Origin of the sequence: Mucilaginibacter sp., from assembly GCF_028288225.1 — a bacterium.
GTDB lineage: Bacteria > Bacteroidota > Bacteroidia > Sphingobacteriales > Sphingobacteriaceae > Mucilaginibacter.
In genome coordinates, this window is record NZ_JAQBOC010000078.1 from 33,182 (window position 1) to 46,389 (window position 13,208).

Annotated in this window: 7 protein-coding genes; 5 read left to right on the forward strand and 2 right to left on the reverse strand. The window is 41.8% G+C overall.

All coding sequences use genetic code 11. From position 1 onward, the window contains the following. Positions 1–738 precede the first annotated feature (738 nt). Entirely contained in the window at positions 739–2,703 is a 1,965-nt protein-coding gene (locus tag JWQ54_RS23210; protein WP_299589942.1) for a glycoside hydrolase family 97 protein, read from the forward strand. 466 nt (positions 2,704–3,169) lie between these two features. Here the strand turns inward: JWQ54_RS23210 and JWQ54_RS23215 are convergent, their stop codons facing one another. Together JWQ54_RS23215 and JWQ54_RS23220 are read right to left on the reverse strand one after the other, a co-directional pair. Further along, complete coding sequence (locus JWQ54_RS23215) at positions 3,170–4,684, reverse strand: Gfo/Idh/MocA family oxidoreductase (RefSeq protein ID WP_299589943.1); 1,515 nt, start codon at positions 4,682–4,684, stop codon at positions 3,170–3,172. A gap of 6 nt (positions 4,685–4,690) precedes the next feature. Beyond that, positions 4,691–5,380, reverse strand: coding sequence for a DUF1080 domain-containing protein (locus JWQ54_RS23220; RefSeq protein WP_299589944.1), 690 nt, complete (start codon positions 5,378–5,380; stop codon positions 4,691–4,693). Positions 5,381–5,723: 343 nt separating this feature from the next. Between JWQ54_RS23220 and ffh the strand changes: the two genes are divergently transcribed. The 4 genes from ffh (at position 5,724) to JWQ54_RS23240 (ending at position 13,207) form a co-directional block, all read left to right on the forward strand. Next, positions 5,724–7,049 carry a signal recognition particle protein gene (ffh, locus tag JWQ54_RS23225; RefSeq protein ID WP_299589945.1) on the forward strand — a complete coding sequence of 442 codons (1,326 nt, stop codon included), beginning with the start codon at positions 5,724–5,726 and terminating at the stop codon, positions 7,047–7,049. A 212-nt stretch (positions 7,050–7,261) separates the two neighbouring features. Beyond that, positions 7,262–9,193: a DUF3857 domain-containing protein gene (locus JWQ54_RS23230; RefSeq protein ID WP_299589946.1), complete on the forward strand. Its 1,932-nt coding sequence runs from the start codon at positions 7,262–7,264 to the stop codon at positions 9,191–9,193. Positions 9,194–9,278: 85 nt separating this feature from the next. Beyond that, entirely contained in the window at positions 9,279–11,264 is a 1,986-nt protein-coding gene (locus JWQ54_RS23235) for a DUF3857 domain-containing protein (RefSeq protein ID WP_299589947.1), read from the forward strand. 2 nt (positions 11,265–11,266) lie between these two features. Next, the gene (locus JWQ54_RS23240) at positions 11,267–13,207 is read left to right on the forward strand and encodes a DUF3857 domain-containing protein (RefSeq protein ID WP_299589948.1); all 1,941 of its coding nucleotides are present in this window, start codon (positions 11,267–11,269) and stop codon (positions 13,205–13,207) included. The last annotated feature ends 1 nt before the right edge of the window (position 13,208 follow it).

Sequence of the window (13,208 nt, forward strand, 5' to 3'; positions counted from 1 at the left end):
AACGATACAGATACAACAATAAAAAACAATAGCTTATACAGTTATAGCCTTTCTCTTTCGGGATCACTGTATCACTGTATTACACAATACAACGATACAGTGATACAACAATAAAAAATAATAGCTTATACAAATTATAGGCTTTCCCTTTCGGGATTGTTGTATCGTCTGTATCACTGTGTCACACAATACAACGATACAGTGATACAACAATAAAAATAATAGCTTATACAGTTATAGACTTTCTCTTTCGGGATCACTGTATCACACAATACAACGATACAGTGATACAGTCAGTAATTTATTGCAATGCAAAAGTTTACAATATCAATTTTATTAAATGGCATTGAATTTATGGTTTAATAGATAATAGACAGGTATAATATAATAAAATATAGATTAATATATTATACTACTATTCTATTTAGATTGCCTTAACCCTTGATTGCCCGGGACTAATTAGATAGCTGTTCTGTATCACTGTATTACACGGTACAACGATACACGCGATACAGTTAGGTTGAAATAGTTGTAAACTCGCTGTACTGTATCACTGTATTACACGGTACAATGATACAAGCGATACAGCTGTTGTAAACGTTGTAAGTGTTGAAGTAGTTAAAACCCTTAAATCACTGAAACAACTAAACCTTTTTCTAAAAATTGTCAAACCTACATTAATTATTCACCTATTTTATTTAGCTTCGGATAATTATAAACCAATAAACCATTAATCCAATGAAATTTAAAGTATTACTGCTGTTGTGCTTAACATTTCCGTTATGCGCTGCGCTGGCTCAATCAGGCAAAACCTACCAGGTAAAATCGCCAGACGGAAAGATCAGTATAAACATAACTACAGGTGCTGCTGTTAGCTGGTCGGTTAAGCATGAGGATACTGAGGTGATACTGCCGTCAGCAATTTCAATGACTTTGGATAATGGCGTGGTTTTAGGCAAAAATGCCGTGGTAAAAAAAACCGCAGCTAATTCAGCCAATGCAATTATTAAAACACCTGTTTATAAAAAGACACAGGTTCAGGATAATTATAACCAGCTAACCATCAGCTTTAAAGGTGACTATAATCTTGTTTTCAGGGCGTATAATGATGGTGCCGCCTATCGTTTTATCACGCAGAAAAAAGGAGATATCACGATAGTAAACGAAGAAGCTAATTTTAATTTTAAGGGTGATTACAAGGCTTTTTTACCTTTTGTAAATGATTTCCGCAATAAGGATAAGTTCAATATTTCTTTCGAGGCGCATTACGATAATATCAGCTTATCAGCCATAAAAAAGGATACGCTTGCATTTTTACCCATCCTGGTTGATATTGGCAGCCCTAAAAAAGCGGTGATCCTGGAGGCTGATCTGCAGGACTATCCCGGCATGTACCTAACTCCCGACGAAGGCAATAACCTGCATGGCGTATTTTCACCATATCCAACTGAAGAGGCTATTAAAGGCATTAATTATGTGGTAAACAAACGTGCTGAGTATATTGCCAAAACCACCGGCACCCGCAGCTTTCCGTGGCGTGTGGTGGTGATAAGTACCGAAGACAGGCAGCTGGCTGATAATGATATGATGCAGAAGCTGGCGGAACCATCGCAAATAACAGATTACTCGTGGATAAAGCCCGGCAAAGTAGCCTGGGACTGGTGGAACGATTGGAACATAACCCATGTTGATTTTAAGGCTGGTATTAACGTGCCAACTTATAAGTATTATACCGACTTCGCGGCGGCAAATAAGCTTGAATATATTATTATAGATGAAGGATGGTCTGACGATCACGACCTTAACAAAACCAAGCTTGATGTGCAGCAGATAGTTGATTATGCCAAACAAAAAAATGTAGGTGTTATATTATGGTCAACCTGGTATGCTATAACCCGCGATACGGAAGGGCTTTTAGCAAAGTTTGAAAAGATGGGTGTTAAAGGTTTTAAGGTTGATTTTATTGACCGTGATGATCAGAAAATGGTAAGCTCGTTGTATGACATCGCCAAAAAAGCTGCTGCCCATCATTTACTGATTGATTATCATGGCATGTACAAACCCAGCGGCATGCAGCGTACCTGGCCCAATATCATCAATTGCGAAGGGGTTAAAGGTCTGGAGAATATGAAATGGGGAACAGATAATCAGCCGGGCTATGATGTAAGCATTCCTTTTATCAGGATGATGTCGGGCTCAATGGACTACACGCCTGGCGGGATGCGCAATGCGTCAAAAGATGCCTTCAGGCCGGTAAATTCAAACCCGATGACACAGGGTACCCGTTGTCACCAGTTGGCCATGTATACTATATTTGAGTCCCCGCTGCAAATGCTTAGTGATAACCCAACCATTTACCAGCGCGAGCAGGAAAGTACTAATTTTATAGCTGAAATACCAACTATATTTGATGCTACTGTTGCCCTTGACGGCAAGGTAGGCGACTTTGTAAGTATAGCTCGCAAAAAAGGTTCAACCTGGTATGCCGGCGCCATGACCAACTGGAATGCCCGCGAGATAGCCGTTGATCTTTCTTTTTTGGGCGATGGAAATTATAAGGCCACCATATTTGAAGACGGCGTAAATGCCGGTCGCGATGCAACTGATTACATCACAAAAACCATAACAGTAACCGCAAAAGACAAGCTGAACATAAAAATGGCATCAGGCGGTGGCTGGGCAGCCAGATTTGAGAAACAGTAGGTTTGACGTAAAACCCCAGGGCAAACGCATTAAAAGGAGGCTCCGATGGAGCCCAAACAGGAATATTGCGGTTTTCTACAAACAGGATACTCCTTCGGAGTGAAAAACCGGCATTAAATCATTTAACAAGCTCCAGAGGAGCAGCCTGTTTATAGAAAATTTTGCTAAAGGTTTATAAGGCTCCATCGGAGCCTCCTGCAAATTTGCTTAGCGGGCCATAAGAAAAATGATTTATTTTAATGCGTTTGCCCTGCGTAAAATCCCAATTAATACAATACACAATTTGTCATTTTGAGCGAGAGCGAAGAATCTTATCCAATTGACAGGTCGCCGTTAGATTTGTCCGGCGTTCCTGCGCTATGCATAAGATTCTTCGTGTCAGCAGCATGGCGTTTTTTATACCTGCTGCCGCCACTACCCACTGCAACTAATCTCTTGCTGCCAACTGCTAACTCAAAACTGCCAACTACAATTTCAACTCACCCCAACCCTGTCTGTACTCCCGTTTAATATACTGGTTAGCGGCATCAAAATTCGTGATCTTCATATTCTCGCCATCCCATTTAAGCGAGGTATATCGTCCGCTGAATTTGTAGCCTTCCATGTTGCCATAAACAGGGTCGTTGCGTTTTATTTTTTCGCGCAGGTTAAAGGTGCGCAACAGCAGGTTACCCATCAGTACAGTTTCAGTAAGCGGTCCCGCATAACCCACAAACGGCGAGTCGACCTCCATTTTGCCATAACCGGCAATGCTGGCATCCACCCATTGCCACCAGTGGCCATCCATCCCGCCCTGTATGCGCGGATATTTTTCGGGCACATGTACATCCTTGTTCAGCGCCAGCGGCAACAACCGTGGGTGACTGCCACCCCATCCGCAGCTAACCTTTCCCTTGGTGCCGATGAAGAGGGTACAACCCTCAAAATCCTTTTCTTCGGGAACGTCGCCCAGGGCTTCGTTCATATTTAGAGACGGATCCAGTTCTGAAAGGCGTTCGGGCGTTATGCCGCCGTCCATCCAATACAGATCCAGCGGTTTGCCGCTCTTCTGCACAAAGTTAAATTTTATAGAGCTTGATACCGGCCCGCTTTCGGGGTAAATGCCTTCCTTAAAAATGCCCTGGTACACGGTGCTTGCGCTGCCGGATACCTCAGTAGGATAACCCAGCCCCAGCAATTTAAACGGTGGACCCATGATGTGGCAGCCCATATCGCCCAGCGCGCCGGTACCAAATTCCCACCAGCCGCGCCAGTTAAAAGGCACCAGGTTATCAATATAATTGGTTTGCTTAGCCGTACCCAGCCACAGGTCCCACTTCAGCTCCTTAGGTATAGGCGGACTCGTCTTTGGCCAGGCAATGCCTTGAGGCCACACGGGGCGGTCGGTCCAGCAATAAACTTTTTCAATATCACCAATCAGGCCGGCTTCAAACCACTCGCGCATGGTACGCATGCCGTCACAGCTTGCACCCTGGTCGCCCATTTGGGTAACTACCTGGTATTTTTTGCTGGCTTCGGTTAATATGCGTGCCTCGTAAATATCGTGCGTAAGGGGTTTTTGCAGGTATAAATGTTTTTTCAGCTGCATGGCGCTAAGGCCCACTAATGCATGATTATGATCCGGGATGGCCACCGTAACGGCGTCAAAGTTTTTACTTTCCTTCTCAAACATCTCGCGCCAGTCGTGGTAAAACTTCGCTTTGGGAAATTCCTTGCGGCGCGGTGCAGCCATGCGGTCGTCAACATCGCAAAGGAAAGCCATTTCGGCATTCTTCTTAGGCGCAGTAGCATAATGGTGAATATCATTCTCAGCTTCGCCGCCGCAGCCAACGGCAGCAATGTACAGCTTATCGCTTGGGGCAGTGTAGCCCTTGCCACCCAGCACATAGCGCGGTACAATATAAAAACTGGCGGTAGCTATGGCCGCTTTTTTAATAAAGTTGCCGCGGGTAATGGCATTAGTTTTTTTAGTCTCGTCCATGGCGGTTTATTTTTTTAGCGGTTTAACAGATACTTCCTTAAAAAACACAACATCATCATTGCCATGGTTTTGCAAACCAATATAGCCTTCATTAGGGCGGATGCCGTGGTATGGCTCAAAATCAAACTTACGGGCCGGGGTTGGGTCGCCTTCTTTATAGTCGGTAACTTTTTGGCCATTTACGGTAACTATGGTGCGCGGGCCATCAAGGGTGATCTCCATGGTGTTCCACTCGGGGCCGGGCTTGCCGGGTTTAGCCAGCGGTTTGGTCAGCGAATACAAAGTGCCGGTGATGTGATGATCATCCTCCTTTGAGGTTTCCGGGTGATTATCTATCTGCACCTCGTAGCCATAAAATACGGGCATCCATTCCTCCCGTGGTTCAATAGGGATGCGGATAAAAACGCCCGAATTGCTGTTGAACTTTTCCATTTTATACACCACGCGGATGGTGCAATTACTGAATTTCTCTTTCGTCCAGTACTCCAGGCCCATGCCGCCATGGCTGCCAGTCACGCCATCCTTAACGTAACGGCTGCCGGGACCAACGTGTTTCCAGCCGTTAAGGTCCTTACCGTTAAATAGTTGTCGCCAGCCATCTTTTGTTTGGGCGTTGGCATTGGTGCATGTTAATAAAAAAATTAATGAAAAGCTTATAAATAAGCCTCCGGCAAATTGTTTTTTTGTGGTTGTCATAACAGGTATAGTAAATGGTTTAATTGGAAAAACTAATGTAGCGGTTTTTTTTTAATTGCAACAACCGTAGGGGCGTATTGCATACGCTCTGTCACATACCTTATTACAATTGTTACAAAGGCGGGGTGTATCGCAATTGGGACGATGAATTAATATTTCGGGCGTTGTCCGGCTGGCGCAAATTGTGCAAACCACTAACCCGCGGCAAAATCAATGCCCACTGCAAACCGTTAACTGCAAACTAAAAAGTGCCGGTTTCTATGGGCAAGCATAAAGGTAAAATCTCATTCAGTCAATTTGTTTCAAAATCTTACCTTTGTATCCTCAAAATTAGATAAGTATAATGTTTGAAAATCTTTCGGATAAACTCGACAGGGCCTTTAAAGTATTAAAAGGGCAGGGAACTATAACTGAAATAAACGTGGCTGAAACCATGAAGGAGATCCGCAAGGCCCTTTTGGATGCCGACGTTAACTATAAAACGGCCAAAACCTTTACCGATGAGGTAAGGCAAAAAGCCATAGGCCAGAATGTGCTGACCGCTATTTCGCCGGGCCAGTTGCTCACCAAGATCATGAACGATGAGCTTACCGAACTTATGGGCGGTAGCACGGCAGAACTTAATTTATCATCTAATCCAACCATTATATTAATTGCCGGGCTAAACGGTGCGGGTAAAACAACATTTACCGGTAAGCTGGCCCATTACTTAAAAACAAGTAAAAACAAAAAAGTATTGCTGGTTGCTGATGACGTTTACCGTCCGGCGGCTATTGAGCAGCTGCAGGTTTTAGGCAAGCAGATTGATGTGCCTGTTTATGCAAATTTGGAATCGAAAGATCCGATCGCTATTGCCCGCGAAGGTATCGCGTTAGCAAAACAAAATGGCAATAATGTAGTGATAATTGATACCGCGGGCCGCTTGTCGATAGACGAGGCCATGATGGTGGAAATTGAGCAGGTAAAAGCTGCAGTAAAACCACAGGAAATTTTGTTCGTGGTTGATTCTATGACCGGCCAGGATGCCGTAAATACCGCCAAAGTATTTAATGACCGCCTTGACTTTACCGGTGTTGTATTAACAAAACTTGATGGCGATACCCGCGGTGGTGCGGCGCTTTCTATTAAGTCTGTTGTTAATAAGCCTATAAAATTCATCGGTACCGGCGAAAAGATGGAAGCGCTTGATGTTTTCCACCCTGATCGTATGGCTTCCCGTATTTTAGGTATGGGCGATGTGATCTCGCTGGTTGAGCGTGCACAGCAACAATTCGACGAAAAGGAAGCTGCCGAGCTGCAGAAAAAGATCCGCAAAAACAAGTTCGACTTTAATGACTTTTTCAGCCAGATCCAGCAGATCAAGAAAATGGGTAACATGAAAGACCTGATGGGCATGATCCCCGGGGTGGGCAAAATGATGAAGGATGTGGAGGTTGATGATAATGCATTTAAAGCCATTGAAGCCATCATCCAATCAATGACGCCGTACGAAAAAGGCAATCCCGATAGTATTAATCAAAGCCGTCGTAATCGCATAGCCCTGGGTTCGGGCACCAACTTAACTGAGGTGAACCGCCTGATAAAGCAGTTTGAAGATATGCGCAAGGTGATGAAGCAAATGAGTAACCCCGCAGCCATGGCTAACATGATGCGGAGAATGCCGAAATAAGAGGCCCCCGGCCCCTAAAGGGGAGTTTTACAAACAGATTTTGTAGGAGACGCGATACTTCGCGTCTTTTTTGTTTTGTAAGGAGATCACGGAACTGGTATTAGCAGCAAATCAGGCCCTAATCAGCCTTAAAAGATTTAATTATTTAACATCGGTTTAAATTATTTTAATAATTTAAAATATTATTATATTCGATGTGTAAACCCTATTAATTGAAAAGACTATTTGTGCTCTTATTGTTGCTTTGTGCGGTAATAATTCTGAAAGGGCAAACCCAACCTTATGGCATGATCGACATAGCCGACCTGAAGCTAACTTCGTGCGATTTTGAAAAGGGTGCCGGCGCTATGGTGCTGTTTGATAAAACAGAAATAAATACCGTAAATTCTATAACTACCGTTAACAGGCACCAAAGAATAAAAATTTTCTCTGAAAAGGGGCTTGAAGCCGCCAACGTTACTATTGGGTATTACAGCAGGGACCACTTTGAAAAAGTGAGCGATATTGAAGCGCAAACTATTAATCTTGATCATGAAGCAATTAAAGTTACCCCCGTTGACAAGTCTCTGATATATAAACAGGCCGCTGACAAAAACACAAAGAAGCTAACATTTAGCTTCCCTGCTGCAAAAGCAGGGTCAGTGATCGAATACACCTATAAGCTTACAATTGATTATGCCGGCGCCATCCCTGACTGGGATTTTCAGGGCGATCTGCCGGTAAGATACAGCGAACTTAGTGCAAACATATCAAATGGATTCATCTATAAAATTTTCCCAAGAGTTTATGATGGATATTACAAAAACATTAAAGAAGCCATACGCGGTTCTGTGGATGATTCAATTGGCATCCATTACTTATGGGCTGTAAAAAATATTGTGTCATTTAAAGATGAGCCCTACACCACTTGTTCTGGGGATAATATTCAAAACATACGTTTTTCGCTAATCCAAACGCCTTATAATAATATTCGCCCACGCATTCAATCATGGTCTATCCTTGCTGGTTTGAGGCTCAATTACAAGGGGTTTGATGACCAGCTTAATAAAAATTTAAAGGATGACTATAACCTGTTGGCCGAAGCAAAGTTACTGCCAACAGATGAGGAAAAAATTAGCTTTATTTTTAATAAGATTAAGAATATTGTTAAATGGACTGGTGAAAACAATTGGGGTACGGAGGATGGCGTAAAAAAAGCCTGGGAAATGAAACAGGGTAACAGTGCCGAAATAAATCTTATACTTTACAACTTTTTGAGGATGGCCGGCTTTAAATGCTGCCCAACCTATGTAAGCACCCGCGATAATGGCCGGGTTGAGCTTGAACAGCCCGACATGAACGACTTTAACACATTGGTATTAAGTTTAACAACTGCTGCAAAAAAAATCCTGGTTCTTGACGCCAGTAATAAATTCAATATTTATAATGCGGTCCCATTTAACTTGTTAAACTGTTACTCATTATTACTCGACCCGGATAAGAAAAATTATGAGCTTAAAATTTTAAAGGATGGAGTACCGGTAAAAAAAGTGGTAATTGTAAATGCACAAATAAAAGCCGATGGGAAATTAGACGGTTCCGTACATATACTTAGCTCAGGCAGCAACAAAACGCACAATTTACAGCGATATGCAAAACTTGGGGAATTGAAGTATAAAGATGAGCTTAGAAATAATGATAATAACATCAGGATACTTTCACTGCAAAGAGAAAACCTTGAAACAGATACATTGCCTCTCACCGAAAGTTTAAACTTTCAGCTTGACCTTACCGGTTCTGATGAAAGTTATATATACGTAAACCCTACATTGTTTACATCATTTACCAGTAATCCGTTTTTAAGCGAAAACAGGCAGGCGGCAATTGATTTTGGCAACTTAAACAGCTATTCAATTAAAAGCCTTTACAAAATCCCGGCAGGTTATAAGGTTGAATCGTTACCCAAAGGTGTCTCAATGTCAATGCCTGATACAAGCATAACCTTTAAACGTATAGATGCTGAAGAGGGCGGATCAATCCTTGTGCGATATCTTATCGATTTTAAAAGAGCAATTTTTACAGCAGACGAATACCCCGGTATCCACGATTTTTACAAAAAGATGTATGAAATGCTGAATGAACAAATTGTATTAAAAAAAATATAAAGCCGCTTATTAATAACCTGATCATACTAAACACAATAAAGAAATAAAACCAAACCGTTAAATTACCATACCAAAATATATCACAATGAATAAATTTTTACCCTTTTTAGTGCTGTGTGCGCTATGCTTTTCTGTTAAGGCCCAAAAGTCTGCCACAACAGCCCTTATAATGCCAGCCTTCGGCAAAATTGACAACGCCGACCTTGAGCTTAAAACCTGCGATTTTGAAAAGGACGCCAATGCCGAGGTGCTTTTTGAAAAAGGCAATGTTTATTTCGGTGCTGACCTTATGTCTATTACCGAAGAGATCCATAAACGGGTTAAGATCTTTAATGACAATGGGAAAGGCGAGGCTGATGTGCATATTAAATATTATAGCGGCGACCACCTTGAATATATCACCGGCATCCAGGCCGAAACTATCAACTTTGTTGATGGCAAACCAGAGATCACCAAACTAGATAAAAAGCTTATCTATACGAAGATCATTGATAAATACCGGAGCGAAATAACATTCACACTCCCTAATATAAAGCCAGGCTGCGTGATAGAGTATAAGTATAATTTAAATGCAAACTCATATTATGATTTCCCCGATTGGGATTTCCAGGAAAAAATACCGGTGCGATACAGTGAGTTTAAAACCTCGATCCCTGATGTTTTTTATTTCAGGGCAAATTCGCGTATTACTGCGCCTTTGGTAACACATATCAATACATCTGATAGCAGGAGCTTGCTGGACGGGGGCCAGGCATATCCGTATAACCTTGAAAACGAAGTGCGCGGAATGGCTAATATCCATTCATTGCCTGATGAGCCTTATATGTCATCCTTTCGTGATAATGTGCAGGCGATTCGTTTTCAACTGGTTTCGGTGAAGCCCATTGGTGGATTTGCAAAATCACTTTCAGATACCTGGGCAAAAGTGGGTACCAGGCTGATGGAAGATGACGATTTTGGTGGACAGCTTAAAAGAAAAATAAACGGCGAGGAAGCTATTATAGCAAAAGCAAAAGCTATCAAATCAACCGATGCGCGGATAGCCTACCTGTTTGGTGAAGTAAAAACCGCGATGAAATGGAACGGCAGAGACGATTGGTACACTAACGATGGAACATACCGTGCCTGGGAAAATAAAACAGGTAATTCAACCGAGATCAATCTTATACTTTACCACCTGCTAAAACAATCGGGGGTAGAAGCCTATCCTATGGTGGTAAGCACGCGTGAGCATGGCAGGGTTCGGCCATTTTATACTTCGTTGGTCCAGTTTAACAGGGGCGTAGTTTATGTGCCTGTTGACACATCAAAAAGTTATATACTTGATGCTACCGGTAAGTATAACATGTATAATGAAACGCCTGCAGAGCTGCTTAACTCATCGGGATTGTATATTGATAAATCAAAAAACATATATGATATTGTTCTTTTGAAAAAGAATATACCTGTTCGCGAAGCGGTTTTTATAACTGCGGATATAAAAGCTGGCGGAAAGCTGGAAGGCAATGTCCAGATCAGCAGCAGCAGCTACAACAAGATTAATGCGGTTGAACGCTATAAGAGAGATGGTGAAAAAAAGTATATCGACTTTTTGCGTAATGATGATAATAACTTAAAAGTAGCAGCGCTTAAGCTCGAAAACATGGAAGTTGACTCGCTGCCGCTGATGCAAAAGCTTGATTTTAACCTGGAACTTGCTGGCTCTGACGAAACCTATATCTACCTTAATCCAAACCTGTTTACCTCACTAAAATTAAATCCGTTTTTGAGCGAAAACCGGTTGACGGATGTTGATTTTGGCTATAGCCGTAACTATTCAATAAATGGCATTTACAAAATACCGGCAGGTTATAAGACCGATGCATTGCCAAAAAGCATTAGCATGACTATGCCCGATAAAAGCTTTGGGTTTAAGCGGATGATAATTGAGCAGGATGGCTCAATAGTGGTGCGCTATAGTGTTAGCTATAATGTACCCGAATACTCCAAAGAAAGTTATGCAGATTTTTTTGCCTTTTTTAAAAAAATGCACGAAATGCTGAATGAACAAATTGTATTAAAGAAGATATAAAAATGAGTGTTTGTAAATATTTGAGAGGCTTGTTTTGCTTTACGGCCGCCTCTTTTTTAATGATGACGGTGGCTTATGGGCAGGGAAAAGATATTCCTAAAGAACTGTATGTAGCATCGGGTATTCCTGACTCATTAAAGGAAGATGCTAACTCGGTAGTGCGTTATAGCATGCAGGATGTGAACGTTAAGAGTCCGGGCCATTCTGTTATGAAAATACATACCATAGTTGCGATTTTGAATGAAAAAGCTAATTATGAAGCCAGGACAAACCTGCCCTATAATAAGAAATACAGTGCTGTAAGTTCATTTGAGATGATTATTTACGATGCTACAGGTAAGCAATTAAAAAAATATCATAAAAGTGATATGTATGAGCATGCCGCCGACGATGATGAAACGCTTGTATCTGATGAACGGTTAATGTATATCAGCCATACTGTCGTCAGTTACCCAACCACGGTTGAAATGATATATGAGTTAGATAAAAATAGTTCAATTAATATTGGAGGTTGGCAAATTCAGCAACCTGAGCAGTCTGTACAAAATTCTTATTATCGCCTTTCCATAAGTAATGATGCCGGCTTTCGCTCCCTGGCCAGGAATACATCTATAAAACCACAAAAAACTAATGCTGAAAAAACTGATACATATGCATGGCATATTTCAAATTTAAAGGCAATAAAGCCCGAAGAAGGTGCAATGTGGTGGAAAGTCTTTCCGGTGATATATTTTGCTGCGAATCAGTTTGAGTTTTATGGTGTACCGGGTGATTTTAAAACCTGGCAAAATTATGGTGCCTGGCAAAAGACATTAAACGCAGACGTTTGTTCTTTGAGCCCGCTACGTGAAGCAGAAATAAGGAAAATGACCGACAGCATTAAAACGAATAAGGAAAAAGCTGCATTCCTGTATAAATATCTGCAGCAAAACATGCGGTATGTAAGTATACAATTGGGGATAGGCGGCTTAAAGCCTTTCCCGGCTACATTTGTTGATCAAAAAAAATATGGTGATTGTAAGGCGCTTTCCAATTATATGAGTGCGCTGCTTAAAGCGGTCAATATTCCCTCTTACTATGCAATGATCAATGCAGAATCAGACAGAGAGCCGGCTGACCCTTCATTTCCCTACGATCCTTTTAACCATGTAATATTATGCATACCATTTAAGGGAGACACCACCTGGCTTGAATGTACCAGCAATAAACAACCATTTGGCAAGCTTGGCGTTGCTACAGAAAACCGGACTGCTTTACTTGTTACCGAAAACGGGGGCAAATTAGTTAATACACCGCGCAGCACTATTGAAGACAACCAATTTAACAGCGAGGTACACATTGCGCTTGATGCCGATGGCGGAGCAAAAGCAAAGGTTAAAATTTTAGGAACAGGTGCGTACCGGTCTGAGTATTTTGGCGTAGAGTCCTTTAAAATAGATGAACAAAAAGAGTTTTTTCAGCGCGTGCTTAACATGAAACAGCCTACTGCTTTTGAAATTAAACCATCAACAGATAGGGATGGCGTTAAAGAGCTGAATATGGAGCTGGAATATGATAAATTTTGTGACGTTGCTGCCGGGGATAAGCAGTTTTACCGGCCAAAAGTATTTGACCTATGGGGAGTAACAGTGCCTGTGCTTGAAAAAAGAAAATCAGATTATTACTTTGAATCACCGGTGCAAAAATCATGTGTTACCACGATCGACCTTCCCGCAGGTTTTGAAGTAGAAACCTTGCCTGCAAATCAAAGTTTAAAATTTACTTATGGCACCTACGAGATAAACTATGCGTATGATGCCGCAAAAAACCAGGTTATCAGCAAGGCAAATTTTAAGCTAACCAGGCAGGTGATCCCGGCTGCCAAATATACCGAGTTACAGCAATACATGGATGCCGTTGCAAAAGCACAAAATAAAAAGCTGGTGATCCGGCATAAGGCATAAA

Bases quoted from the DNA above. Each gene is read 5' to 3' on its own strand.
- JWQ54_RS23235 (WP_299589947.1), top strand. From the start codon at position 9,279: ATGAATAAATTTTTACCCTTTTTAGTGCTGTGTGCGCTATGCTTTTCT.
- JWQ54_RS23220 (WP_299589944.1), bottom strand. From the start codon at position 5,380: ATGACAACCACAAAAAAACAATTTGCCGGAGGCTTATTTATAAGCTTT.
- JWQ54_RS23215 (WP_299589943.1), bottom strand. From the start codon at position 4,684: ATGGACGAGACTAAAAAAACTAATGCCATTACCCGCGGCAACTTTATT.
- JWQ54_RS23210 (WP_299589942.1), top strand. From the start codon at position 739: ATGAAATTTAAAGTATTACTGCTGTTGTGCTTAACATTTCCGTTATGC.
- JWQ54_RS23240 (WP_299589948.1), top strand. From the start codon at position 11,267: ATGAGTGTTTGTAAATATTTGAGAGGCTTGTTTTGCTTTACGGCCGCC.
- ffh (WP_299589945.1), top strand. From the start codon at position 5,724: ATGTTTGAAAATCTTTCGGATAAACTCGACAGGGCCTTTAAAGTATTA.